Annotated in this window: 23 protein-coding genes and 3 pseudogenes; 14 read left to right on the top strand and 12 right to left on the bottom strand. The window is 70.5% G+C overall.

The features are described from left to right. Nucleotides 1–170 precede the first annotated feature (170 nt). The 4 genes and pseudogenes from ACFY1J_RS30190 to ACFY1J_RS30175 form a co-directional block, all read right to left on the bottom strand. Nucleotides 171–824, bottom strand: a complete 654-nt coding sequence (locus ACFY1J_RS30190) for a TetR/AcrR family transcriptional regulator (RefSeq protein WP_390711115.1) — start codon at nucleotides 822–824, stop codon at nucleotides 171–173. A 144-nt stretch (nucleotides 825–968) separates the two neighbouring features. Next, nucleotides 969–1,249 (bottom strand): annotated as a pseudogene (locus ACFY1J_RS30185) (phosphotyrosine protein phosphatase); the annotation flags it as partial. A 31-nt stretch (nucleotides 1,250–1,280) separates the two neighbouring features. Beyond that, a pseudogene (locus ACFY1J_RS30180) lies at nucleotides 1,281–1,890 on the bottom strand (aquaporin). After that, nucleotides 1,887–2,191, bottom strand: a pseudogene (locus tag ACFY1J_RS30175) (ArsR/SmtB family transcription factor). The pseudogenes ACFY1J_RS30180 and ACFY1J_RS30175 overlap by 4 nt, the downstream one beginning before the upstream one ends. Nucleotides 2,192–2,296: 105 nt before the next feature. Here ACFY1J_RS30175 and arsM point away from each other — a divergent pair. Further along, complete coding sequence (arsM, locus tag ACFY1J_RS30170; RefSeq protein WP_390711116.1) at nucleotides 2,297–3,076, top strand: arsenite methyltransferase; 780 nt, start codon at nucleotides 2,297–2,299, stop codon at nucleotides 3,074–3,076. A gap of 112 nt (nucleotides 3,077–3,188) precedes the next feature. On the opposite strand, the gene ACFY1J_RS30165 is transcribed toward arsM, so the two are convergent. Genes ACFY1J_RS30165 through ACFY1J_RS30145 form a run of 5 tightly spaced genes read right to left on the bottom strand, consistent with a single transcriptional unit; the run spans nucleotide 3,189 to nucleotide 8,038 of the window. Beyond that, entirely contained in the window at nucleotides 3,189–4,466 is a 1,278-nt protein-coding gene (locus ACFY1J_RS30165) for an ABC transporter substrate-binding protein (protein WP_390732314.1), read from the bottom strand. Between the two features lie 5 nt (nucleotides 4,467–4,471). Continuing rightward, entirely contained in the window at nucleotides 4,472–5,593 is a 1,122-nt protein-coding gene (locus ACFY1J_RS30160; RefSeq protein ID WP_390732313.1) for a branched-chain amino acid ABC transporter permease, read from the bottom strand. After that, on the bottom strand, nucleotides 5,590–6,480 hold the full coding sequence (locus tag ACFY1J_RS30155) for a branched-chain amino acid ABC transporter permease (RefSeq protein WP_363295978.1): 891 nt from the start codon (nucleotides 6,478–6,480) through the stop codon (nucleotides 5,590–5,592). Before ACFY1J_RS30155 ends, ACFY1J_RS30160 begins: the two co-directional genes overlap by 4 nt. Next, nucleotides 6,477–7,283, bottom strand: a complete 807-nt coding sequence (locus ACFY1J_RS30150) for an ABC transporter ATP-binding protein (protein ID WP_390711119.1) — start codon at nucleotides 7,281–7,283, stop codon at nucleotides 6,477–6,479. Before ACFY1J_RS30150 ends, ACFY1J_RS30155 begins: the two co-directional genes overlap by 4 nt. Continuing rightward, the gene (locus ACFY1J_RS30145; protein ID WP_390711120.1) at nucleotides 7,280–8,038 is read right to left on the bottom strand and encodes an ABC transporter ATP-binding protein; all 759 of its coding nucleotides are present in this window, start codon (nucleotides 8,036–8,038) and stop codon (nucleotides 7,280–7,282) included. The genes ACFY1J_RS30150 and ACFY1J_RS30145 overlap by 4 nt, the downstream gene beginning before the upstream one ends. Nucleotides 8,039–8,224: 186 nt before the next feature. Between ACFY1J_RS30145 and ACFY1J_RS30140 the strand changes: the two genes are divergently transcribed. The 7 genes from ACFY1J_RS30140 (at nucleotide 8,225) to ACFY1J_RS30110 (ending at nucleotide 15,369) form a co-directional block, all read left to right on the top strand. Then, nucleotides 8,225–9,520 (top strand): PucR family transcriptional regulator, encoded by a 1,296-nt coding sequence (locus ACFY1J_RS30140; RefSeq protein WP_390711121.1) that lies wholly within the window; start codon nucleotides 8,225–8,227, stop codon nucleotides 9,518–9,520. Further along, the gene (locus ACFY1J_RS30135; protein ID WP_390711122.1) at nucleotides 9,517–10,185 is read left to right on the top strand and encodes a TetR/AcrR family transcriptional regulator; all 669 of its coding nucleotides are present in this window, start codon (nucleotides 9,517–9,519) and stop codon (nucleotides 10,183–10,185) included. Before ACFY1J_RS30140 ends, ACFY1J_RS30135 begins: the two co-directional genes overlap by 4 nt. Before the next feature lie 197 nt (nucleotides 10,186–10,382). Continuing rightward, nucleotides 10,383–11,273, top strand: a complete 891-nt coding sequence (locus tag ACFY1J_RS30130; RefSeq protein WP_390711123.1) for an alkaline phosphatase family protein — start codon at nucleotides 10,383–10,385, stop codon at nucleotides 11,271–11,273. Between the two features lie 5 nt (nucleotides 11,274–11,278). Then, nucleotides 11,279–12,547, top strand: a complete 1,269-nt coding sequence (locus ACFY1J_RS30125; RefSeq protein ID WP_390711124.1) for an MFS transporter — start codon at nucleotides 11,279–11,281, stop codon at nucleotides 12,545–12,547. Further along, nucleotides 12,544–13,566 (top strand): TolB family protein, encoded by a 1,023-nt coding sequence (locus ACFY1J_RS30120; protein ID WP_390732312.1) that lies wholly within the window; start codon nucleotides 12,544–12,546, stop codon nucleotides 13,564–13,566. The genes ACFY1J_RS30125 and ACFY1J_RS30120 overlap by 4 nt, the downstream gene beginning before the upstream one ends. A gap of 97 nt (nucleotides 13,567–13,663) precedes the next feature. Continuing rightward, a complete protein-coding gene (locus ACFY1J_RS30115; protein ID WP_390711126.1) occupies nucleotides 13,664–14,500 on the top strand; it encodes an alpha/beta fold hydrolase in 837 nt (278 codons plus the stop codon). 47 nt (nucleotides 14,501–14,547) lie between these two features. Next, entirely contained in the window at nucleotides 14,548–15,369 is an 822-nt protein-coding gene (locus ACFY1J_RS30110) for a hypothetical protein (RefSeq protein ID WP_390732311.1), read from the top strand. A gap of 48 nt (nucleotides 15,370–15,417) precedes the next feature. Here ACFY1J_RS30110 and ACFY1J_RS30105 read toward each other — a convergent pair whose 3' ends face one another. Next, nucleotides 15,418–16,419 carry an AraC family transcriptional regulator gene (locus ACFY1J_RS30105; RefSeq protein WP_390711128.1) on the bottom strand — a complete coding sequence of 334 codons (1,002 nt, stop codon included), beginning with the start codon at nucleotides 16,417–16,419 and terminating at the stop codon, nucleotides 15,418–15,420. Nucleotides 16,420–16,701: 282 nt separating this feature from the next. Between ACFY1J_RS30105 and ACFY1J_RS30100 the strand changes: the two genes are divergently transcribed. The 5 genes from ACFY1J_RS30100 to ACFY1J_RS30080 are packed head-to-tail and all read left to right on the top strand — an operon-like array spanning nucleotide 16,702 to nucleotide 20,800. Further along, nucleotides 16,702–18,087, top strand: a complete 1,386-nt coding sequence (locus ACFY1J_RS30100; protein WP_390732310.1) for an ATP-binding protein — start codon at nucleotides 16,702–16,704, stop codon at nucleotides 18,085–18,087. Continuing rightward, complete coding sequence (locus tag ACFY1J_RS30095; protein WP_390711130.1) at nucleotides 18,084–18,497, top strand: roadblock/LC7 domain-containing protein; 414 nt, start codon at nucleotides 18,084–18,086, stop codon at nucleotides 18,495–18,497. Before ACFY1J_RS30100 ends, ACFY1J_RS30095 begins: the two co-directional genes overlap by 4 nt. Further along, complete coding sequence (locus ACFY1J_RS30090; RefSeq protein WP_363295965.1) at nucleotides 18,494–18,853, top strand: DUF742 domain-containing protein; 360 nt, start codon at nucleotides 18,494–18,496, stop codon at nucleotides 18,851–18,853. The genes ACFY1J_RS30095 and ACFY1J_RS30090 overlap by 4 nt, the downstream gene beginning before the upstream one ends. After that, nucleotides 18,831–19,445, top strand: coding sequence for an ATP/GTP-binding protein (locus ACFY1J_RS30085; protein WP_390711131.1), 615 nt, complete (start codon nucleotides 18,831–18,833; stop codon nucleotides 19,443–19,445). Before ACFY1J_RS30090 ends, ACFY1J_RS30085 begins: the two co-directional genes overlap by 23 nt. Then, entirely contained in the window at nucleotides 19,442–20,800 is a 1,359-nt protein-coding gene (locus ACFY1J_RS30080) for a cytochrome P450 (protein ID WP_390732309.1), read from the top strand. Before ACFY1J_RS30085 ends, ACFY1J_RS30080 begins: the two co-directional genes overlap by 4 nt. On the opposite strand, the gene ACFY1J_RS30075 is transcribed toward ACFY1J_RS30080, so the two are convergent. Both ACFY1J_RS30075 and ACFY1J_RS30070 read right to left on the bottom strand, forming a co-directional pair. Next, entirely contained in the window at nucleotides 20,801–22,042 is a 1,242-nt protein-coding gene (locus tag ACFY1J_RS30075; protein ID WP_390711133.1) for a cytochrome P450, read from the bottom strand. Nucleotides 22,043–22,218: 176 nt separating this feature from the next. Then, nucleotides 22,219–23,031 carry a TetR/AcrR family transcriptional regulator gene (locus ACFY1J_RS30070; protein WP_390711134.1) on the bottom strand — a complete coding sequence of 271 codons (813 nt, stop codon included), beginning with the start codon at nucleotides 23,029–23,031 and terminating at the stop codon, nucleotides 22,219–22,221. A gap of 215 nt (nucleotides 23,032–23,246) precedes the next feature. On the opposite strand from ACFY1J_RS30070, the gene ACFY1J_RS30065 reads away from it, so the two are divergent. After that, nucleotides 23,247–24,959, top strand: coding sequence for an MFS transporter (locus ACFY1J_RS30065; protein WP_390732308.1), 1,713 nt, complete (start codon nucleotides 23,247–23,249; stop codon nucleotides 24,957–24,959). The last annotated feature ends 80 nt before the right edge of the window (nucleotides 24,960–25,039 follow it).

Here is a 25,039-nt window from a genome sequence, read left to right as displayed (position 1 = left end):
CGCTGAGAGCGGTGGCGCGTGGTGGTGTCCGCACCGGGGTCCTGCACCCCACAACCGAACGCCGTTCGGTTGTGGGAGCTTAGAGCGGGTCACACCGCCGTACAAGGCATCGGCGCATAACGTCCGCGGAAAGTCGATGACGGGCAGGGCGGGGCCGCAAGCCGTGCGGCTCAAGGGCCCTCGATTGACCCTTGAGGTGTTGCGACGCGCGCGTGCAGGCGGTCGAGGCCGTCGAGGAACATCTCCAGGGCCAGTTCGAAACTGTCCCGGTCGATGGTGTCGGCATTCTCACGCAGCCGGTGCGCGTCCGCCAGGTGTGCATAGTGTTCGACGTAGACCTGCGCCTCGTCCTCGAACCCCCGGGCGAACGAGGTCATCGCCGATCCGATCACCAGATACTTGGTCGAGGCCCCGATCATCGTGGCGTACCGCGGCGGCCACCCGGCCCCCACCAGGCCGCCGTGCACGGCATCGGCGCGTCGCAGCGACGCCTCACGGCGGGCCGGTCCGTACGCCAGGAACGGCACGATGTGGGGATGGGCGGCGAGGGCGGCGCGGTAGGACCGGGCCCAGGACGCCACGGCGTGCCGCCAGTCGCCGGTGTCGAAGGCGGAGACGTCCACGCTCTCCATGATGGTGTTGGCGACATCCTGAAGGACGTCGTCCTTGGTCTTGACGTGCTCGTACAGCGAGGAGACCTGGACGCCGAGCTCCCCGGCGAGCTTGCGCATCGACAACTCGGCGAGCCCGTCACGGTCCACGATGGCCAGTGCGGCGGCGCAGATCCGTGCCCGGCTGAGGATCGGCCTGGTCGGTCGGGCCACCGCTGCACCCCCGTATCGCTCCACGCTCCGCTCCGCGTAGCGCCGTGACTGTCGTGTTCACGGTACCCGCACTCCGATAACCGAACACCGCTCGGGGTGCGGAATCAGGTCATGCGGAGGCCGCGATGCCGAGTTCGGCGAGCAGAGCGGGCAGGCGTCCCTGCAGCCCATGGTGATGACCACGCCGAGGACCGCACGGCCTCCGCGGTGAGGACCTTCGGCGTCTGGGCGGAGATGTCGATGCCGACCTCCTTCATCGCCTCCACGACCGCCGGGTTGACGGAGTCGGCGGGCGCGGAGCCCGCCGAGCGGACCTCGACCCGGTCACCGGCGAGGTGGGTGAGGAAAGCGGCGCCCATCTGGGAGCGGCCGGCGTTGTGGACGCAGACGAACAGCACCGACGGGCGCGGGGCGGAAGTGTTCATGGCGGGGTCCTTCTCGAAGGGCGGGGTGTGGTCAGGAGGAGGCGAGTTCGGGTTCGCGGTGCGCGGCGGCCTCGCGGCGTGCCGGGGCGGGGTTCGGGCCGTGGACGGCGGCCACCATGCCCAGCCCGAGTGCGGTGCCCAGCAGTTGGGCGGCGATGAACGGGGCGACGGAGGTGAAGGCCCGTCCGACGGTCACCGCCGGGTTGGCGAACGACGTGGAGGAGGTGAACCAGTAGGCGGCCCCGATGTAGCGTATGGCCGTCCGACCGGTCGTGGGCGGAGAACTTCACCAGCGGCCTGGCGAACATCGCGTCGGCCAGGACGGCACCGCCGATCGCGCCGCAGATCTGGGCGGGCACGTACGCGGCGACATCGCGAAGGGTGAGGCCGTCCGTATCGTGGCGGCCGGTGAACCAGGCGGCGAGGGTGACGGCGGGGTTGAAATGCGCGCCGGAGACCGGCCCGAGCAGGGCGATCAGCACGCCCAGGCCGAAGACGGTGGCGAGGGAGTTGGCGAGCAATTGCACGCCGACGTCGCGCGACAGTTCGGTGGACTGGATGCCCGAGCCGACCACCACCGCCACCAGCAGCCCGGTCCCGATCGCCTCGGCCGCGGCGCGGCGGACGAGGGGCGCGCTCACGCGGTGGCTCCGGCGCTCCGGGACGTGGTGAGGAACGCGGCGAGTCGGTCCAGGACGCCGGGCAGCACCCAGTAGTGGACCCAGGTGCCGCGGCGCTCGCAGTCGATGAGCCCGGCCTGACGCAGCAGCTTGAGGTGGTGGGAGATCGTCGGCTGGGAGAGGTCGAAGGCGGGGGTCAGCTCGCAGACGCAGACCAGACCTTGGCCAGCTCGGTCGCCCGGTCCTCGTCGAGCGGCGCGGTGGACAGGCCCGGGCAGCAGGCGGCGTCCTGGCCGATCACTTCAAGGTCTTGTTTCGACATGCCTCTATGTTGACGTTTTTCGATTCAAGGCGCAAGATTGCATCAATGAACATCAATACAGGCCGTTCCGGGGCCGTGCTGAGCCCCGTCACCTGGGAGTGAGTCATGAGCGAGCAGTCCACCGACCTGCGTGAAACCGTCCGCCGGCGGTACGCGGCGGCGGCCGCGCAGGTCACCGAGGGCCGCGCCGGCTGTTGCGGGCCGCAGCCGGTCGAAACCGCCGAGAACTTCGGCTCGACCTGGTACGCCGCGGACGAGCGCGACGCCCTGCCCGCCGAGGCCGTGGCCGCCTCGCTCGGCTGCGGCAACCCCACCGCCGTCGCGGAACTGCGCGCAGGCGAACGTGTCCTCGACCTCGGTTCCGGCGGCGGCATCGACGTCCTGCTGTCCGCCCGCCGCGTCGGCCCCACCGGCAAGGCCTACGGACTCGACATGACCGACGAGATGCTCGCCCTGGCCCTCGCCAACGCGGAGAAGGCGGGCGCCACGAACGTGGAGTTCCTCAAGGGCACCATCGAGGCCGTCCCGCTGCCTGCGAACACGATCGACGTGGTGATCTCCAACTGCGTCATCAACCTGTCCACCGACAAGCGCGCCGTCTTCGCCGAGACGTTCCGCGTCCTCAGGCCCGGCGGCCGACTCGGCGTATCCGACGTCGTCGCCGACGACACCCTCAGCCCCGCACAGCGCGCCGAGCGCGGCGACTACGCCGGCTGTATCGCCGGCGCGCTGTCCTTCGCCGAGTACCGGGCGGGCCTGCAGGCCGCCGGCTTCACCGACATCACCATCACCCCGACCCACCCGGTCGCCGACGGCATGCACTCCGCCATCGTCCGCGCGGTCAAGCCCGTCGGCACCGAGAAAGCCGCCGCCCAGGCCGTATGAGGCGAGGCACACCACGGGGGTCGGCGCCTGCGACACCCAAACGAGATACTGACTGGTCGGTATGTCCCAGGTGTCCGGGGGCGCCCCGATCCGCCCCCGGACCCTCCCTCGCTCAATCGGTGAGCGGGCCGAACTCCTTGCGGGTGTCCACGGGCTTGCCGAAGAGCTGCCACCGTTCGCCCTTGAACCGCATCAACTGCAGCGTCTCGATGGGGAAGGCGTCGTCCGGCCCGGTGGACAGGGTGACCCCGGGCAGCAGCATGCCCACCTTCACGTCCTTGAGGTTGCGTACCGCGTCCCGCAGCCCCTCGCGGGTCGGGCACTTCATCGCGTCCAGGGCCTTGTGCAGGCTCGACGCGACGGCCCAGCCGTAGGCGTTGAACTGGTTGGCCGGGTCGGTGTCCGGTGCGTACTTGTGCATCGCGTCCTGATACGTCTTCACCTCCGGGTCCTGCGCCCACCGCGGGTCGGCCGGGTCCTTGAAGTACGTGGCGGACACCACCCCTTGGACGTTCTTGAAGCCGACCGGCTTGAGCACGGCGGCGGACGAGGCCACGTTGTTCACGATGTGCAGCGGATTCCACCGGGTGTTCTTGGCATCGGCGGCAAGGGCCTGGCTGCCGAACTTGGGCGTGGTGACATCCAGCAGCACATCCGCCTTGGAGCGGGCGAGACTCGTCATCTGCGCAGAGACGGACGGGTCGGTGACCTCGTAACTCTCCTCCGCGACCACCTTGACGCCGCTGCCGGCGACGGCCTTCTTGAACCCGCCGAGCAGGTCCTTGCCGAAGTCGTCGTTCTGGTAGAGGACCGCGACCTTCGCCTTCGGCTTCTCGTCCTTGAGGTACTTGGCGTACATGCGTGCCTCGGCGACGTAGTTGGGCTGCCAGCCGATGGTCCAGGGGTGTTTGGTGTCCGTGCCCCAGACGGAGGCGCCGGTTGCGACAAAGGGCTGCGGCACCTTCTGCTGGTTGAGGTAGTCCCACACGGCCGCCGTGGAGGGAGTGCCCAGGGTCTGGAAGACGGCGAAGACTTTCTCCCGCTCGACCAGCCGGCGGGCCTCCTCCACCGCCTTGGGCGGCTGGTAGCCGTCGTCTCGGACGACGAACTCCACCTTGCGCCCGCCGACGCCGCCGTGGTCGTTGACGTACTGGAAGTAGGCACCGACGCCCTTGCTGATGGTGCCGTAGGCGGAGGCGGGCCCGGACAGCGGGTAGATCCCGCCCAGCTTGATGGTCTTGCCGGTGATGCCCGTGGTCTGCTGGCCCTTGCACGCGCCGCCGGCGACGGTGCCCTGGTCGTCATGACCTCGCTGGGTGCTGCAGGCGGTCGCGGTGAGCAGCGCGGCGGTCGCTGCCGCGGCCGCCCGCAGAGCGGTGATGTTGCGCATGTGATTCATTCCTTTTCCGTGCGGGGCGGTGCGCCCACGGGTTCGGCCTCGACAGATGCGGGATCCGCAGGAGTGGGGGGCGCGGAGGGTTCGGACGTGGACTCGGGTGCGGACTCCGCCACCGGCAATCGGTCGGACGGGGCTGCGCGGGCGCGGCGACGGGCGATGGCACCCCCGGCCCGGCTCGCCAGGCCGGCCAGCCCGGTCGGAGCCACGAACATCACCGCGATGATCAGCAGGCCGAACACCACACCGGGTGCCGCCTCACTGAGGTCCTGGGCCACGCTCGGTACGTACATCACGAACGCCGCACCGAGCAGCGGCCCGTACAGCGAAGCGAGCCCACCGACCACCAGGCCGGCCAGCAGCGTGATGGACAGGACGAAGCTGAAGGAGTCCGGCGAGACGAAGCCGATCACCCAGGTGTACAGGCACCCCGCGACGCCCGCGAACATCGCGCTCCATGCGAAGGCGAAGGTCTTGTGCAGCGACAGCCGCACGCCCATGATTTCGGCCGCGCTCTCGTTGTCCCGCACCGCGAGCAGTGCGCGTCCGACCCGGGAGCGCAGCAGGTTGCGGGCCAGGAGCAGCGCCACCGCGGCGACGGCGAGGACGACGAAGTACGTCCACTGGTCCTCGGCCAGCCCGCTCCAGGCCGGTGGCTGCGGCTTTTCCACCGTCAGTCCCATGGAGCCGCCGGTCACGGCCTCCAGCCGCTTGAGCAGCGGTGGCAGGAACACTGCCAAGGAGAGGGTGACCAGCGCCAGGTACAGGCCGCGCAGCCGCAGTGCGGGCACCCCGAAGCCGAGTCCCAGCAGGAAGCATGCCGTGGCCGCGACCGGCAGGGTGGCCAGGTGGCCGGTGTCGAACCGGTCGAGCATGATCGCCGCGGTGTAGGCGCCGGCCGCGAAGAACGCGCCGTGGCCGAGCGAGATCTGTCCGCCGAATCCGACGAGCAGGTTCAGTCCGGCCAGCGCCACGGCGTACACCAGCACCATGCTCAACTGGAAGACCTGGAAGGGGGCGAAGTAGAAGGGCACGGCCAGGGCGACGGCCGCCGCGAGCAGCGCGGTGAGCGCGAGGCGCGCGAGCCGGGTGCGGTCGAGGACCGCGGTCATCGTTCTCATGCCCGCTCCACCGCCGCACGTCCGAACAGGCCCTGGGGCCGCACCAGCAGCACCGCGAGGATGATCACCAGGGGTACGCCGACCTTCAGATCGGCGCCGATGACGTCCACGTAGGCGCCCGCCAGCGTCTCGGCCACTCCCACGAACAGGCCGCCGACGACCGCTCCCACCGGGCTGTCGAAGCCCCCGAGGGTGGCCGCGGCGAACGCGTAGATGAGCACCCCGCCCATCATGTTCGGCTCCAGGAACAGCACCGGAGCGACCAGTACGCCCGACACCGCGCCGACCGTCGCGGCCAGCCCCCAGCCGAGCATCAGCACCCGGCTCACGCGGATGCCCGACAGCCGGGCGGATACGGGGTTGCCGGCGACCGCCCGCATCACCAGGCCGATCGAGGTGTGCTGGAAGAGCAGATACAGCAGGCCCATCACCGCGGCCACCACGCCGATGATCCCGAGGGTGGACCAGTCCATGCTCACCCCTGCCAGGTCGATCCCGCCGTCGGGGAACGGCTGCGGGAAGTCCTTGACGGTGAACGACCAGATCAGACCGGCCGCCGCGTTGACGAAGATGAACAGGCCCACGGTGACGATGACCACCGTCAGTTCGGGGGCACCCTGCACGGGGCGGATGACGATCCGCTCCACCAGCATGCCGCCGGCGAAGGACACGGCCAGGGTGACCGGCAGCGCCAGCCAGAACGGCATTCCGGACGCCATCAGTTGCCAGGCCACGTACGTGGAGAGCATCGCGAGTTCGCCCTGCGCGAAGTTGACGATCCCTGTGAACCGGTGGATCAGTACCAGGGCCAGTGCCAGGCTGGCGTACACCGCCCCGGAGCCGATCCCTTCCACCACTTGCTGGAGCAGATCCGTCAACGCGCTCACCCGCCCTTCCCGGAGCGGGCCGGAACGCCGAGATACACCTCGGCGACCTGCCCGTCCTCGCGGATCTGCGCGGCCGGTCCCGACAGCACCAGGCGGCCGGCCTCCAGCACGTGGGCCTGATGCGCGATGTCCAGCGCGAGCTGGGCGTTCTGCTCGACGACGACCACGGTGGTGCGCTCCTCCTCGTTGATGGTGCGGACGATCTCGAACAGCTCACGCGTGACCAGGGGCGCGAGCCCCAGCGACGGTTCGTCCAGCAGGAGCAGCGCGGGCCGCAGCATCAGTGCCCTGCCGATGGCGAGCATCTGCTGCTCGCCGCCGCTGAGACTGCCCGCGGCCTGCCGGGACCGCTGGCGCAGCTTGGGGAAGTGGTCGTAGATCCGTTCCAGGTCCGCCGCCACGGCCGCACGCTCGCCGCGGCCGCGCCACCGGCCCCGGGTGCGCAGGTGCGCACCGATGCGCAGGTTTTCCTCGACGGTCAGCTCGTTGAAGGTGCCGCGGCCCTCGGGCACGTGCGCCACACCGAGCCGGGCGGCCTGCTCCGGGGAACGGCCCAGCAACTCGGCACCGTTCAGGGTCACGGATCCGCGGCCGCGGATCATGCCGCACAGGGCTCGCAGGGTTGTGGTCTTGCCCGCGCCGTTGGGTCCGAGGACGGCGCACACCTCGCCCCGGGCGACGGAGAAGTCCAGGCCGTGGAGCACCCGGGCCTGGCCGTATCCGGCATGCAGGCCGGAGACCTTCAGGAAGTCCCGCTCCGCGCTCGCCCCGGCCTCGGTGCCGTCGATGGGAGGCCCGCTCACGCCGCCACCCCCAGGTACGCCTCGATGACGGCCGGATCGCGCTGGATCTCCTCCGGCGGGCCCTCGGCGATCTTGCGCCCGAAATCGAGGCACACCACCTTGTCGCACAGACCCATCACGAACCCCATGTGGTGCTCGACCACCACGAGCGTGACGTCGAAGTCCCGGCGCACCGCCCGGACCAGATCAGCGAATTGGCCGACCTCGCCGTGGCTGAGACCGTTGACGGGTTCGTCGAGCAGCAGGAGCCGGGGCCGAACCGCGAGGGCTCTTGCGAGTTCGACGCGTTTGAGCGTGCCGAACGGCAGCCCGGAGGCGGGATGGTCGGCGACATCCTCCAGGCCGAGCCGTCGCAGCAGTTCGTCCGCCCGATCACGCAGTTCCGCCTCCTCCCGCCGGACGCGGGGCAGCCGGAGCGCCGCGGCGAGGTGTCCGGTACGCCCCCGGCTGTGGGCGCCGACCATGACGTTCTCCCGGACCGTCAGCCGCGCGAACAGGCCCAGGTTCTGGAAGGTGCGGGCGATGCCGCACCCGGCCACGGCGTGGGGCGCCACGGCGAGCAGGTCCTCCCCGTCGAACGACACCGTCCCCGCGTCGGGGGCGCAGCGCCGGGTGAGGCAGTTGAACAGCGTGGTCTTGCCGGCTCCGTTCGGCCCGATGAGCCCCACGGCGGTGCCCGGCTCGACGGTGAACGCGACACCGTCCAGTGCCGTGATGCCGCCGAAACGCACGGTGATACCGTCGACCGTGAGCATGAGTGACGCCCCTTCCGACGTGCTGGGATGTGGGCGAGCGTCACAGTAGGTGGGGGCCTTCCCGGCGCACATTGGGTGCGAGCACCCAACTTCGGGTCCGCAGACCTGTGCGCGGCGCACAATGCCTCGCACATCTCCCCCGCCGGGCCTGTTGACGGGACACGAGGACGCGACCAGGATCTGCGCATGCCTCGCGGTCTCACCCTGGGCACCCCAGGTCTGTCCGAACCGCTGCTCCAGGAGCGGCGGCGGATCCTGCGCGCCGTCGAGGAGCGGCTGGAGGACGTGGTGGAGACCGCCGTTGCCGTGATGCGTGCCGAGATCCCCTCGTACGCGCTCCAGAGCGAGCCGTTCTTCGACGACGTACGCGACCAGGTGCTCACGCACTACCGCATCAAGCTGGCGGCGCTGGCCGGTGACCGGGAGATCGCCCCGGAGGACCTGGGCTTCAGCCGCGCGGCGGCCATGCGCAGAGCGCACGCGGGGTTCGCCCTGGAGGACTGGATGAGCGCGTTCCGGATCGGCCGACAGGTCTTCTGGGACGCGATGGTGGCCGACGTGGGCACCTCGGAGGCGGCACACCAGGCCGCGCTGTCCCTGGTCACCCCCATGATGCGGTACGTGGACTATGCCAGCACGCACGCGGCGCAGGCCTATGTGGAGTACCAACAGCACGTGGTCGCGGACGCGGATCGCGAGCGCCGGGACCTGCTGGAGCAGCTCCTGGCGGGCGTGGCACCGACGCGGGGTCCGCTGCTGGCCGCGGCACAGGCGTACGGCATCGGACCGCACTCACCGATGATGGTGGTGGTGGCGGTCTGCGACAGCAATATTTCCAGCGGAGACCTCGCCGCCGCCGAAAGCGGCTACGCCACCAGCGCGGCGATCAGCGTCGCCGGCGTCTGGGCCAGCAGGACACTCGTCGTCGTGCGCCAGGGCGAGGTGGTGGCCGTACCCGTGATGCGCGCCGGCATGGACGAAGAGGACATGTGCAGCCACTTCGAGGGCGTGCAGCAGCGGCTCGGCCGCAAGGGAACCGTGCTGTCCATGGGCATCAGCACGGTCGCCCGGGGCGCGGCCGAACTGCCGCGCGCCTACCAGGAGGCGCGGGCCGCCCTCGACCTGGTGCCGATGGGGGGCGGGGTGGCGGCGCTGCCGCGGCTGTCCCCCTTCGACTACCTGGCGTTGCGCGCCGACGACCTCGCCCGCCAGCTGGTCGATCCCCGGGTGCGTGCGCTGCTGGACGAGGACCGCAGACGCGGCGGGACGCTGGCGGCCACCATACGGGCGTTCGCGGAGGCGGACCTGAACCTGCGGCTGGCCGCCGACCGGCTGCGGGTGCACCACAACACGGCGCACTACCGCTTGCGCCGTATCGAGGAACGCACCGGATGCAATCCACGCCGGATCGCGGACCTCCTGGAACTGCTGGTCGCCCTCGCCATCCGCGACGAGGCCGGGGAAGGTGAGGACTGCCCGTGAGTGGCATCGTTGAGCCTGCGCAGACCGAGGTGGCGGCACGCCATCGGCCCGGCGAGCACGGAACTTCCGGCGTGCCGGAGGAACCCGGCGAGCCGGACCTCCCCCTCCGACGCGCCCTCCTGGACGCGGCGTTGAAGGTGTTCACCGAGCGCGGCTACGCCGATGCCGGCCTCGCCGAGATCGCGGCGCACTCCGGCATCCCCGTGGGCAGCCTCTTCCAGCACTACGGCGGCAAGCGCGGACTGTATCTGGCGCTGTGGGAGGAGTTCCGGGAGGAGCAGGAACGCCGGACCGCGGCAGCGCTGGCCGCGGCGCGCAGCCGTGGGGTGGACGACCCCGTCGCCGTGTTCACCGCGGGCGCGCGGGCCTACCTGGACGGCATCTGGAACAACCGGCCGCTCGGCAGACTCCTCGCCGAGGACGACGGTCCGGCGGGCTTCGACACGCTGCGCCGCCAATGGGACCGGGCCTGGGTACGGCGCAACGCCAGACTGCTGCAGGTGGACGAGCGGCACCGTGCGGGCCGGGTCAGGGTGATCGTGCTGACGACGGTCATCGGAGGAGCGGCGCGCGAGCTGGGCGACTGCGCGGACGAGACAGAGGCCCGGGAGATCGTGGACGAGGTGTGCGGCATCCTCACCCACCTGTCGACTCCGCCCGGCTGAACCGCGACGCCTGGCCCGGTCCTGTGCCGACCGGTGACTGACGCCTGCTCAGCAAGCCTTTGCTTTACGTGACTTGTACATGACCTTTGCTTGGCGGAGTCCGCCGTTCGTCTGTCCTTCACGCAGTCCCTGCTTGAGACTCCTAGGGTTGCCGCGCCGCTCCCCGTACGACCGTCACCCCTGCCCGGAGGACAGTCATGACCGCCGTCAAGGCTCCCAAGCGCACCAGTCGCCCGCTCGCCGCACTCGCCGGGGCCGTCGCCCTCACCGCCACGTCGATCGGTCTGTGGGCCGCGACGACCTCCCCCGCTCAGGCCGCCGCTCTCCCGACCCCGGACCACGTGGTGGTCGTGGTGATGGAGAACCACGCCTACTCGCAGGTCATCGGCAGCTCCAGCGCCCCGTACATCAACAACACCCTCAAGGCGGGTGGCGCCAACCTCACCCAGTCCTACGGCCTCACCCACCCCAGCGAGCCGAACTACTACATGCTCTTCTCGGGCTCCAACCAGGGCCGCACCGACGACAGTTGCGTCCCGGTGGGTTCCATCTCCGCGCCCAACCTCGCCTCCGAGCTGATCGCCGCCGGAAAGACCTGGGCGAGCTACAACGAGTCGCTGCCCAGCCAGGGCTCGACGACCTGCAGCAGCGGCAAGTACGCGCAGAAGCACAACCCGTGGTTCGGCTTCTCCAACGTGCCGACGAGCAGCGCGAAGACCATGACGCAGTTCCCGACCGACTACACGACGCTGCCGAAGGTCTCCTTCGTGATCCCGAACCTGTGCAGTGACATGCACGACTGTTCGGTCTCCACGGGCGACACCTGGATCAAGAACAACCTGGGTGCCTACGCCACTTGGGCCCAGACCCACAACAGCGTCCTCGCCGTCACCTTCGACGAGGACAACAGGCTGTCCGGCAACCGCATCCCCACCGTCCTCTACGGACAGCACGTCGCGCCCGGCAGCTCCAGCTCCACCACCTACAACCACTACAACGTGCTGCGCACCGTCGAGGACCTGGCCGGTCTGACCACGCACGCGGGCAACGCAGCCTCGGCATCCGACATCGCGGGCATCTGGAACTGACGCCCGTGTATCTCGCGGACTCCCGCAGCACCAAGCCCGCCGTCGCCCCGGACACCCGTCCGGGGCGGCGGCCGGCCGCTGTGCCCGGCACCGTGCTGGCCCTGGGCGCGGTCAGCCTGATCACGGACGTCTCCTCGGAGATGGTCACGGCCGTCCTGCCGCTCTACGTGGTGGCGGGCCTCGGCCTGTCACCCCTCGGGTTCGGTCTCCTTGACGGCATCAACAACGGTGTCGGAGCCCTGGTCCGGCTGGCCGGCGGCCACCTCGCCGACCGGGGAGGCCGCCGGCACAAGATCGTGGCGGGCGTCGGCTACGGCCTGTCGGCGCTGTGCAAGCCGCTGCTGCTGCTCGCCCACACCCTCCCCGTGATCAGCGCGGTGCTCGCGGCCGACCGCACCGGAAAAGGGCTGCGCACGGCCCCCCGGGACGCGATGATCTCGCTCGCCACCGAACCCGAGTACCGGGGACGGGCGTTCGGGGTGCACCGCGCCATGGACACCACCGGCGCGCTGCTCGGCCCGCTCGTCGCCTTCGCCGTACTGCGGGCCACCGTCGACGGCTACGACGCGGTCTTCGCGGTCAGCGGCTGCGTCGCCGTGCTCGGGGTCCTGGTGCTGGTGCTGTTCGTGCCCCGCCACATCTCCCCCGCCGGTCCCGCACAGCCGCCCGGGGCAGAGCGGCCGACGCTGCGCGCCGCCATCGGTCTGCTGCGCCGCCCGCAGCTGCGCCGGCTCACCGTGTGCGCGGCTCTGCTCGGCCTGACCACCGTCAGCGACTCCTTCCTCTATCTGCTGCTCCAGCGCGAAGAGGCCCTGCCTGCCGACCTGTTCCCGCTGCTGCCGCTCGGTACCGCCGCTGTCTTCCTGCTGCTCGCCGTCCCGCTGGGCGCACTCGCCGACCGCATCAGCCGCCGCCGGCTCTTCCTGGCCGGCCACGGCGTCCTGCTGCTCGGCTACGGCCTGGTGCTCAGCCCCTGGCGCGGTGTCCCGGCCGTGGTCGCCGTTCTCGTGCTGCACGGCACCTTCTACGCGGCCACCGACGGAGTCCTTGCGGCCGCCACCGCAGGGGCCGTACCGGCGCAACACCAGGGTGCCGGACAGGCGTTGGTCGGCACCGGCCAGGCGCTGGCCCGATTCACCTGCTCGCTCGCCTTCGGCGCGGCCTGGAGCCTGTGGGGCGGGCGCAACGCGCTGGCCGTCACCGCCCTCGCACTGGCCGTCAGCGCCGTCGTGGCCTGGTTCGTCCTCCGTACCGCCGATGAGGTGCCTGCATGAGAAGAACCACCCGCCTCGTGATCCTGCTGGTCGCCGTCGTGGTGCTAGGGAGCGTGGGCACCGGGGCGGTGCTGTACGCCGCCCACCGGTCGGGCATGCGTGACCAGCAGCAGGCGAACGGTCCGACCGTGCGGGCCGGTACCGTCTCGCTCCGGCCGGCCGGCGGCCGTCGGCTGCTGGTACGCAACCTGGCCTGGGGCCCGCACCGTGACGAGATCGCCACCGTGCCGGCCGACGATCCGCAGGGGCCGCGCACCGTGTCGGGCGTCAAGTGCCTGCGTTTCCACGCGGCGGCCGGTACCGGCATCTGTCTGCAAGCCGTGCACGGCACGCTGCAGGACACCTACCGGGCGGTGGTACTCGACTCGCAGCTGCACGAGCTGCACCACTTCCCGGCAGCAGGCATCCCCACCCGGGCCCGGGTCTCACCCTCCGGCCACCTGGTGGCCTGGACGGTCTTCGTCAGCGGAGACTCCTATGCCGGGACCAACTTCTCCACCCGCACCTCCATCGTCGACACCCGCACCTGGGCGATCGACGACAACCTGGAGACGTTCCGCGTCATCAAGGACGGCCGGACCTACCGCGCCGCGGACATCAACGTCTGGGGTGTCACCTTCGCCGACGACAACCGCTTCTACGCCACGCTGGCAACCGGCGGCCGTACCTACCTCGTGCGGGGTGACGTCGCCGCACGCACCCTGACCACCATGCACCGCAACGTCGAATGCCCTTCCCTCTCGCCCAACGGCACCCGGATCGCCTACAAGAAGCGCGTGCCGGGGGCCTCGTCCGACGCTCCCTGGCGGCTGTACGTCCTCGACCTGCGCACCATGAAGGAGACCGCGACCGCCGAGCAGCGCAACATCGACGACCAGGCCCTGTGGCGCGACGACTCCACCCTCGTCTACGCCCTTCCCGGCGACTACGGCTCGGACCTGTGGACCGTCCCCGCCGACGGCACCGGCACGGCCCGCCGACTGATGACCTCCGCCGTCGCCCCCGCCTACCTGGGGTGACAGGCCGCACAGCCTTCCGTGCGTCTCCCCTCACCCTTGACAAACCCCCTCGCACAGCTGCAATGCTGACCGACCAGTCGGTATGAAGGGGCGGACCGTGACCGAGTCGAGCATCTCCACCGCGGCGGGCCTGTTCGACGCGGTCGCGGCGGGCCCGCGCGAGGGTCGCCCGGTGCTGTTGCTGCACGGCTTCCCGCAGACGGGCCTGGCATGGCGGCAGCAGATCGCGACGCTCGCCGCGCAGGGATACCGGGTCGTGGCACCCGACCAGCGTGGATACTCCCCCGGGGCTCGCCCCGAACGGCCCGAGGACTACCGCATCAGCGTCCTGGTCGACGATGTGGTCGCGATCACGGAGGAGTTGGGCTGGGCCTCGTTCGATCTGGTCGGTCATGACTGGGGAGGCGCGGTGGCGTGGTGGACCGCCCAGGCCCACCCCGGCCGCGTACGCACCCTGACGGTTGTCTCGACCCCGCACCCGGGCGCCCTCGCCACCACTCTGCGCACCGACCCGGACCAGCGCGAACGCTCGCGCTACATGATCGACTGGCGCGAAACGCCCGCGACGGAAGAGCTCATGCTCGCCGACAACGCCAAGGCGCTTCGCTCCGTCTACGCCGGAAAGATCCCGCAGGACAGTGTCGAGGCCTACGTGCGGCACCTCTCCCAGCCGGGCGCTCTCACCGCGGCGCTGAACTGGTACCGGGCCGGCCGCCCTGACGGCGCGATCCGCGCCATCGACGTGCCCACGCTGTATGTCTGGAGCACGGAGGACAGCGCGTTCGGCCCGGCGGCCGCACAGGAGACGGGGCAGTGGGTCAACGGGCCGTACCGCTTCGAGACCCTCCAGGGCGTCAGCCACTGGGTCCCCGAGGAGGCGCCCGAGACGCTGAGCCGTCTGCTGCTCGAACATCTGCGCGCGCACGGCGAGTGAGGAACCTCAGCGAACACCCGTCTGCCGAATCCCGGAAGGTGACCCCCTTGAAGACAGCGCGAGCAGCCTGGCGCCGGCTCGAACCCGTGCACGGCATGATCTACTTCGCCCCCGAGGCAAGGCGGCGGTACGCGGAGCTCGGACTGGGCGGACGGGCCGGGTACTTCGCTTCCCGCAGCGCCGCCTTCGGCCGGGCATCCGCCGAGCTCGTCATCGCGACCTTCTACAACTTCAACCCCGATCTGGTACGGAAGGCGGTCCACGGGGTCTGGGACGCGACGACACCACAGCAGGTGCTGGACGCGCGGTACGCGGGCGCGAGTGAGGCCCTGCGGCGGGCCGGGATCCACGAACTCCCCGCTTTCGACGAGGTCTTGGCGCTGACGCGCAGGGCCGCCGAAGCAGCCCGCGAGTACGCTCAGGGCCGCCCGCTGTTCGCCGCGCATGCCGCGCTGCCCTGGCCGGACGAACCGGTACTGCAACTCTGGCACGCCCAGACGCTGCTCCGGGAGTTCCGTGGAGACGGCCATGTCGCGTGCTTGCTGACCGAGGGCGTGGGAGGCCTGGAGGCCTTGATTCTGCACGCCGCCACCGCCGAGGTCCCCGTCGACTTCCTCAAGGCGAGCCGCGCATGGCCCGAGGACGAGTGGGTCGCCACCAAAGAGCGCCTGCGCACGCGAGGTCTCCTCGACGGCGACTCCCTCAGTCCGGAAGGCGCACGCCTGCGCCGGCACATCGAGGACCGCACCGACCACCTGGCCCTCCCCGCCTACGCCGCCCTGGGTGACACCGACTGCGAGCGTCTTGCCGAACTCGCCGGCCCCTTCGGCCGCGCCGTCGTCGAAGCCGGCCTCCTCAAGGTCGGCTGACCTGGTCTTTCACCCGGTCCGTAGCCACACCGTGCCGCCACCGGCCGCTCACACGGAGTGCAAGTCCGCGTCGGCCGGAGTCGGCACACATGCCCGACGGGTTCTGTCGCGCATCTCCCGGGGGCTGAGGCCATAGCGCTGTCGGAAGGCCGTGCTCAGCGCGCTGGCCGAGGAGAACCCCGAGGCGTAGGCCAATTCCGTGATCGTCATGTGCTCACAGTCGGCGCACTGGAGGCGGTCGCGAACCAGGCGCAGACGCTCTTCACGGATCAGTCCACGAGGAGTGGTACCCACACACTGGAGGGCCAGCTGGATCTGGCGCAGGGACCAGCCGAGGGCGCGTGCCATGGACGCACCCGTGAGGCCGGGATCGGCCGCGTGGTCGCGGACGTAGCGCCGGACGAGCGCCTCGACCTCGATGAGATGGCCCGGGACGTCGGGGCGGTCGTCGCCGCAGGCGAGCATGCACAGAAGCTCGACGATGCGGTCGGAGATCGCGTCGAATGCCGTGGCGGTGAGTTGGTCGCGCTCCTCGTGCAGGGTGCGCACCATGCCGAGCACGATGCGGCCCAGCCCTCGGCCCAGATCGATTCCGGTGGCCAGCGGGGCCTTCCGGTTCAGCGGGCTGTCGATCTCCCGGGCCGGGATCGACAGGATGAATCCGTCCAAGGACGCGTCGTGGAGCAGTTCGAAGGGCGCGCCCAGCGTCAGCAGGCTGCCCGTCCCCGGCGTCAGCCGTGTCTCCTGGTCGTCCTGCCGCAGGACCACCTCGCCGGCGAGCGGGAGGACGAACCGGTAGTCGGGGTCGGGTTTCTGGCGGATCAGGCCGGGAGTGCGGACGTACTCGATCTGGTCGCTGCGCCATTTGACGAGCTGGTAGTTGTCACTGCGTTGCCGGACCAGCTCGCCCCGGAAGGTGTCGGGTTGGGTGAACCGGTAGTCCATGCGCGTCTGGTAGACGTCGATGCGCTCGCTCCAGAGGTCGGTCCCCTCGCGCGACGAGACCTCTCCGGTCCTGGTCGTCTCCACGAAGTAGCTTCCCGCGGACAACCCATCTCCTCCGCTGCGACGCGTCACGACGACGTTTGACGAGCGGCGTCGTGTCCTTCGCCGCCATCGGCCGTTACGCGTAGTCAGACTAGGGCAACAGCCGGTCCCCGTAAGGCAATCTCAGCCGTTTGGCATATGCCAAAGGTAAGCCGGTCGCCTGAAACGTCTCATCCGGCCTGTTTGCGCCTGGTGACAACTTCCTTGCGCGCACGCACAAGTACGGGCGCGGAACCGTCGCTACCGTCAAGCGCCCGTCAACTCACGTCCGTCTTTGAGGACTTCATGACCGAACAGATACCGGAAGCGGTGTTCTGGTGCCTGGCCGTATGCCTGTTCGCCGTCACCGTGCTGCTGGTGCGCCAACGCGGGATCACCGCACGGCAGCGCCGTCGCAACGCCGAACTCGCGGACGGCCTGCGGGCGCGGGACGAGGAAGTACGTCACCTCGTGTCCGCCCGGCTGCCGGCCCTGGAGGATGCGGCCCGGCAGCGGTCCCCGGCCGTCGGTCCGCTCGACACCCGGCTCGCCGACACGGAGTTCGCCAAGTGCCTGGACGAGGTGCTGGCACGGTTCGCCGGAGCCGTCGAGGACGCGCAGTCCCGTGCCGACCAGTCCGCGAAGGCCGCCCTGAAGGCGTCCATGCGATCCATCCAGGCCCTGGCCAACGAACAGCAGGTGTCCATCGCGGAGATGCAGGACCGGCACGACCACCCCCACGTGCTGCGCGACCTGCTCGAAATCGACCACACCAACGCCCAGTTCGGCCGCCGGGCCCAGGCCATCGCCGTGCTCTGCGGCTCGTGGCCCGGCCGTCAGCGTGCCACCTCCGCACTCATCGAGGTCGTACGCGGCGCCACCTCCCGCATCCGCGACTACCGGCGCATCCGCATCCACGGCGAGGTCGCCATCGCCGTGGCCAGCCGGACGGTGGAACCGGTGGTACTCGCGGTCGCCGAGCTGCTCGACAACGCCGCACGCCACTCTCAGCCCAATACGACCGTCGAGGTCACCATCCAGGCGGTGCACAACGGCGCCTGCGTGGTGATCGACGACGCAGGCGTCGGCATGGACGGCCAGGCCGCCGGGCATGCCGCCGAACTGCTGAGCGGCGGGCACACCTCTGACGTCACCCGGCTCGGCGACCCGCCCCGGTTCGGCTTCGCGGTCATCGGGGTGCTCGCCAGGCGCTACGGCTTCAACGTCTCCGTGGACACGGTCTCCCCCTACGGCGGCGTACGCGCCGTACTGTTCCTGCCGTCCGCCCTGCTCACACACCTGGACGCCACGCCCGAGCGGCAGCTGTCCGCCGCGCCGGCCGCACCCACCCCTGATGCGGCGCCCGCCCGGAGCACGGACTCCCCCACCGTGTCCGCCCCCGCATCCCCTGCCGCGACCACGGCAGTGCCAACGGCACACGCACTACCGGCTGCCGACCCGGAACCCGACCCCGGCACCACGGAGGCGACCACGTCCGGAGGCCTGCCCAAACGCCGTCGCCGTGCCCTCCGCGAAACCGCCGTACAGCCCGCTCCCCCTCCCGCCGACGAGGTCGGCGGACGCTCCGCCGAGGAGAACGCCCGGCGCATGGGCGCCTTCGCCCGCGGCACCCGCTCCGGCCGGTCCGCCCAGCACACCCCCCAGGAAGACGAAGGGAACAGCCACGAATGACCGGGCCCACCAACAACGAGTTGGGCTGGATGTTGGACGACGTGCTGAAGGTGCCGGAGGCGCTCCACGCGATCCTGCTCTCCGCCGACGGCATGCTCCGCGCCTACTCCAAGGACATCGACCGGGACGATGCCGAGCGGCTGGCCGCGGGCCTGTCCGGAGTCCAGTCGATCAGCCGCAGCACGGCCGAGTTCTGCGGCACCCCGCACACCCCGTGGCGACAGACCCTGATCGAGTTCGCGCACGGCTACGTGTTCCTCGTCGCCGCCGGGGAAGGCGCCTACCTCGCGGTCTCCACCAGCCAGGACGTGGACATGGAGGCGGTGACGTACCGCATGCACAAACTCGTCGACCGGCTCGGCAAGGAGCTGACCAGCCCGGCGCGGCAGGACACCGGCAGCCCGGCATGACTCCCCGGCGCCGGCCCGCAGACAGGCTGGTGCGGTCGTACGTCATCACGGACGGCCGCGCCCAGCCCTCCCGCAACACCCTGGACCTGGTCACGCTGCTGATCGCCACCGACGATCTGCCGCTGACCGGGCTCAACCCGGAAAAGCGCAGGCTCATGGAACTGTGCCGGCCGGGAGCACTGTCCGTCGCCGAGGTGGCCGGCCACCTCGGCCTCCCGGTCGGCGTCACCAAAGTCCTGATCGCCGACCTCATGGACAGCGGTCACATCGTCACCCGCGCGCCCATCCCCGCAGCCCGGCCGACCGACGCCCGAATCCTCCAGGAGGTGCTCGATGGGCTCCGCGCCCGCCTCTGAACACGCCGCCGGCAACCTGTATCTGCGCCCCAGCGTGCAGACCGCGGCCAAGCTGCTGGTCGTGGGCCACTTCGCGGTCGGCAAGACCACCCTCGTCGGCGCGCTCTCCGAGATCCGGCCGCTGCGCACCGAGGAGGTCATGACCGAGGCCGGCGCACTCGTCGACGACCTGGCCGGCATGAAGGACAAGACGACCACCACCGTCGCCCTGGACTTCGGCCGTCTGACCCTCAACGACCGCCTGGTGCTCTACCTCTTCGGCACCCCCGGCCAGCAGCGCTTCACCCAGCTGTGGCAGGACATGACCCGCGGCGCGCTCGGCGCCCTCGTCCTCGCCGACACCCGTCGGCTGAGCCAGTCCTTCGAGGTCATGGGCGTACTGGAGGAGCTCGGACTACCGTACGCGGTCGCCCTCAACCAGTTCGACGACGCACCCTCGTACGACCTCGACGAGATACGCGAGGCCCTCGACCTGCTCCCCGAGACCCCGCTCGTCCGCTGCGACGCCCGCGACCGGATCTCGTCCACACACGCCCTGATCGCCCTCGTGGAATACCTCCTGACCCGCACCGGCAAACTGGAGAACGCGTGACCTCGCCAACACCACCACCGCGCTGCCCCGCCCACGAGCCCCTGTACGGGCCCGAGTTCGCGGCCGACCCCGCGGCCGCCTACCGACGGCTGCGGGCCGCGGGCCCGATCGCGCCGGTCGAACTCGCGCCCGGCGTACACGCATCGCTCGTCGTCGGCTACGAGGCGGCCCTGCACGTCCTGCGCAGCCCCGAGACCTTCTCCAAGGACCCCCGCCGCTGGCAGGACCTGGCGGACGGCACCGTTCCCATGGACAGCCCGGTCGTCCCGATGATGATGTACCGGCCGAACGCCCTGTGGACCGACGGAGCCGAGCACCGCAGACTGCGCGACGCGATCACGGACAGCCTGGCCCAGGTGGATCCCAACACGCTGCGCGGCTACGTCGAGGCCAGTGCCGACACCCTGATCGACCGGATCGCGCCGGCCGGGAAGGCCGACCTGCTCGGCGAGTACGCCCAGGTCCTGCCGCTGCTGGTGTTCAACCGGCTGTTCGGCTGCCCGCCCGAGTACGGGGTGCGGCTGGTCGAGGGGATGTCCGGGATCTTCGACGGCGTGGACGCCGAGAAGGCGAACGAACTGCTCGCCACGACCCTGCTCGACCTCGTGACACTGAAGCGGGCCCGGCCCGGGCAGGACGTCACGTCCTGGCTCATGGCCCATCGCGCCGCACTGACCGACGAGGAGATGGTCCACAGCCTGGTCCTGCTGATGGGCGCGGGCACCGAGCCCCAGCAGAACCTCATCGCCAACAGTCTGCGGCTGCTGCTGTCCGACGACCGGTTCGAAGGCACCCTGTCCGGCGGCAGCCTGCCGGTGGAGGACGCCCTGGACGAGGTGCTGTGGACCGACCCGCCCATGGCCAACTACGCCGTGCACTATCCCGTGCACGATGTCGTCCACGACGGGGTGACACTGCGGGTGGGCCACCCGATCGTGGTCAGCCTGGCCGCCGCCAACACCGACCCGTCCCTGACGTCGGATCAGCGCGCGGGCAACCGCGCCCATCTGGCCTGGAGCGCGGGCCCGCACACCTGCCCGGCCCAGAGTCCGGCCCGGCTGATCGCGGCGGTGGCGGTCGAGAAGCTGCTCGACCGCCTCCCCGATGTCGAACTGGCCGTCCCTGTCGAGGAGTTGACCTGGCGGCCCGGCCCCTTCCACCGGGCGCTGGCCGCGCTTCCCGTCGTCTACCCGGCGGCCCCGTTCCTGCCACCCGCCGAGCCCACCTCGGACGACGATCGGTCCACGCGGCGCAAGAGTTCCTCATCGGACGTACGTCCGCCCACGGCGCCGCCGGCAAGCCGGACGGGCCGCGGCTGGTTGACGCGGCTGCTGTCCTGGTGGCGCGGGGAGTGATCAGGACAGCAGTGCGGGAAGGGCGCGGTGGCCGTTGGAGATGAAGGAGTCGACGGGCTCCAGTTCCCCCTCCTTGGCGAGACGGAGCCCGGGGAAGCGGTCGAAGAGCGCCGGGAGCGCGATCCGGGCCTCCAGCCGCCCCAGCGGGGCTCCCAGGCAGAAGTGCACGCCGTAGCCGAACGCCAGATGCTCCTTGTCGGCGCGGGCGACGTCGAACCTGTCGGCGTCCGCGCCGTACTTCTCGGGGTCACGTCCGGCGGCCGCATACGCGGCGAGGATCGCCTCCCCCTTGCCGATCACCACTCCGGCCGGGCCGCCGAACTCCTCCATGCCGAGGTCCTCCACGGCGTACCGCAGCGGCAGGCTGGCCACCGGCGCCTCCACCCGCAGCGCCTCCTCGATCGCGTCGTCCCAGGAAGCACCGCCCGAGCGGACCTGGGCGAGCTGCTCCGGGTGGGTGAGCAAGAGGTGGATGGCGTTGTCGATGAGATTGACCGTGGTCTCGTGGCCGGCGCTCACCATGAGTACCAGGGTGTCGAGCAGCTCCTGCTCGCTCAGCCGGGTGTCGCCCTCGTCGTCGCGGGCCGCGATGAGGGCCGAGGCCAGGTCGTCGCCGGGCGACCGCCGTTTGAGGGCCACCAGCTCACCGAGCGCCGCGTAGAGCCGGGCGTAGATGTCCGTGACCTCCTCCGGGCTGGCGGAGGTGTGGAAGATGCCGTCCACAACGGCCCGGAGTTCCTCGCCCTGCTCCTCGGGCAGCCCGAACAGCTCGCTGATGACCTGGATCGGCAAGGGGTAGCAGAACCCCTCCCGCAGATCGACCACCGAATTCCGCCGCCCGGCCTCCTCCAGTCCGTCGAGCAGCGTCTTGGTGATCTCCTCGATCCGGGGCTGGAGCGCCGCGGTGCGTCGGGCGGTGAACGCCTTGGCGACCAGAGCGCGCAGCCGTTTGTGCTCACCGCCGTACGCGGTGAACATGTTCTGCACCGCGACCCAGGTGAACAGCGGCCATTCCGGGGAGATTTCACCGTTGATCCACCGTGGCCAGTGGCGGCGCGGGTCCTTCGACACCCGTGGGTCGGTGAGCAGGCGTTTGAGCAGCTCCGGACTGCTGACGGCCCATGCCTCGACACCGTCCGGAAGTTCGACGAGGGTCACTGGTCCCCTCTCGCGGATCCGGGCAGCCTCGGCGTGGATGTCACGGCCGGTCGCGTCGATGACTAAGGGGCGGGGGTCTCCCATCGCGGCCTCCCTGGCACTCGGACTTCTGTACGAGCCGTAAAGCTACTTGGCCGTAGCCTGTCCGCACGAGACCGCCTGCGGCGCGCTGCGTACCGCCACAACTTCCGTGCGCGTGGCTGCAAGTCGGGCGGCGCCGCGGCCCGAATCCCAGGTTTCGCCGAACCCATGACTCACGATCAGGTGGCGTCCGGAGCCCGGCAATCGCCAGGATTCGCGCGCGCCCCCGAGTCCGGCAGGTAGCTCGCGAGGCCGCGCAGGATGATCTCCAGGCCGATGTCGAACCTCTCGTCGGAGGAGTCCGTCACCATCAGTCCGGCCAGGGCGCGCAGATGGGGGAAGTCCGCTGCAGGCAGGGATGCGAAGTAGTTCTGCATCTCGTCGGCCATCTCGCGCCAGTCGGGGCGGGCCATGGAGGGATCGTCACCGCTCTGCTGGGCGGCCCGGTCCTGCCACATGCCCTCCTCCAGGACGAACCCGTCGATGTACGTGGAGATGAGGTCACCCGCCTCCGCGGCGATGCGGTCGGGCAGCCCGGCGGTCCGGAAGACGGCGAGCAACGCCTCGACGTGCGGCAGCAGTTCGGCGGTGAAGGGGACGTGCCCCATGGAGATCCGGGCCATGTCCCGGTGGGACTGCAGGCGCTGCCGTACGGAGCGGGCGAAGTCCCGCAGTTGGTCCTGCCACCGCTCGGGGTCGGGTGCGGGCATCTCGAAGCTGTCGAAGAGCCGTGTGTACATCAGCTCCAGAAGGTCGTCCTTGGAGCTGACGTGGGCGTAGAGGGCGGAGACCGTGACCCCCAGCTCGGCCGCCACCTGGCGCATCGACAGCCCGTCGAGCCCCTGGCGGTCCAGCACGGTGAAGGCGGCCTCGACGACTCGTTCGCGCGACAGCGGGGCGCGCGCGGGGGCGACGCGGGCGCGAACGGGGCGCTCGCGCTCCCAGGGGGACGGCGGAGGGGGTGCGGGGGTGCCGGCGGCCGCGTCGGTCATGAGGACAGTCTAGGTGTCGGGAGAACAGTGTTCTTCCGGAGCGAGCGGCGTTCACCTGACCCCCAGACGCGATATATCTTGCTCGCGTCCAAAGTTACGCTATATCTTAATGAACACCGTTCTCCAGGTGAGCACTGTTCTGTTACGGTGAACAGCGTTCTCTCGATTCGAGCGCCCAGTCGCCCGTCTCCGCGGGCCTTTCACGAGGAGTTCCGATGTCCACCACCGGTGTCGCGTCCGCCGAGACGCCCATCGACTCACCAGCGCCCTACCGATGGCGCTGGGCTGCGCTCTTCGTGATCCTCGCGGCCGAGGTGATGGATCTCCTCGACGCCGTCGTCACGAACATCGCAGGCCCCTCCATGCGGGCCGACCTGGGCGGCGGTGCGTCCACCCTGCAGTGGCTCGCCGCCGCATACACGCTCTCGATGGCCGTCGGGCTCGTCACCGGAGGGCGGCTCGGGGACATCCACGGGCGCCGCCGGATGTTCCTGGTGGGAGCCGCAGGCTTCACCCTGGGGTCGCTGCTGTGCGCGACGTCCGCGTCGCCCGAGATGCTGATCGCCGCACGCGTCGTACAGGGACTGTTCGGCGCCGTGATGCTGCCGCAAGGCCTCGGCATGATCAAGGAGATGTTCCCGCCGAAGGAGTCGCAGAAGGCCTTCGGCATGTTCGGCCCGGTCATGGGACTGTCCGCGGTGTGCGGGCCGATCCTGGCGGGCTGGCTCGTCGATGCCGACTACTTCGGCACGGGCTGGCGGATGATCTTCCTGATCAACCTGCCGCTGGGCGCCGCGGCCATCCTCGGTGCCCTGCGCTACCTGCCGAGGGGCCGGTCCGAGAGCAAGCCGCGCCTCGACATCCCCGGCATGCTCCTGGTCTCGCTGGCCGCGCTGCTCATCATCTTCCCGCTGGTCCAGGGCCGTGAGTACGACTGGCCCATGTGGACGTTCCTGATGATGGCCGCCTCGGTGGTCGTCTTCGTCGCCTTCGCCACGTACGAGTCGCGCCGCAGCAAGGCCGGCCGGGACCCGCTGGTCGTCCCCAGCCTCTTCCGCAAGCGTGGATTCAGCGGCGGCATGACCCTCGGCCTGGTCTTCTTCTCGACCATGCAGGGCTTCATGCTGGTGTTCAACCTCTACACCCAGATCGGCCTCGGCTACTCGCCGCTCAAGGCCGGACTGGTGATGGTGCCCTGGTCGGGCGGCATGATCGTCGGCTTCGGGATCGCTCAGGGCGTCGCCCGGTTCGGACGCGCCGTCCTGCAGGCGGGCACGCTGGTCATGGCCCTCGGCGTGTTCGGCGTGTGGCTGACCCTCGACCTGGTGGGAAGCGGCGTCGGCCCCTGGCAGCTCCTGCCGTCCCTCCTCGTCACCGGCATCGGGATGGGACTGCTCATGGCGCCGTTCTTCGACATCGTGCTCGCCAGTGTCGAGCAGCACGAGACAGGCTCTGCGTCCGGCACGATGACCGCGATACAGCAGCTCGGCGGCGCCTTCGGCGTAGCCGTCCTCGGCACCGTGTTCTTCGGTCTGCTGGGCGGTGGGATCGCCTCCGCCGTCGACCACCACTCGGACGGCCTGCGCGGGCAGCTGGCCGCGGCGCACGTCGCGCCCGCCGCTCAGGAACGCATCGTGGCGGACCTGCGTACCTGCACCTCGGACCGGGCCGTGGCCAAGGATCCTGCCGCGACCCCGGCGTCCTGCACGCGCCTGGAGAAGGACACTGGGCCCGCCATGTCCTCACCTCAGGCCGGTGACCGGATACCCGCCGCGCTGAAGGCCACCGCGTCGTCGTCCTTCCGGACCGGTTTCGGCTCCGTCATGAAGACGCTGCTGTGGATCGTCGACGGCATGCTCGCCCTGACCTTCCTGCTCGCGTTCCTCCTGCCGCGCCACGCACGCCCCGAGGGGTCCGCGGGACACTGAGCCATGGCGGGCCGGCAGGCACGGAATTGTTTGCACGCTTCAGGTGCTGATGGAGCCGGAAGGTACGGGATGCCGGCGGC

This window comes from Streptomyces sp. NPDC001406 (assembly GCF_042895285.1).
In the GTDB taxonomy this organism is placed as follows: Bacteria; Actinomycetota; Actinomycetes; order Streptomycetales; family Streptomycetaceae; genus Streptomyces.
The sequence above is the reverse complement of the archived record's forward strand: the minus strand, read 5'-3'. Positions and strand labels throughout refer to the sequence as shown.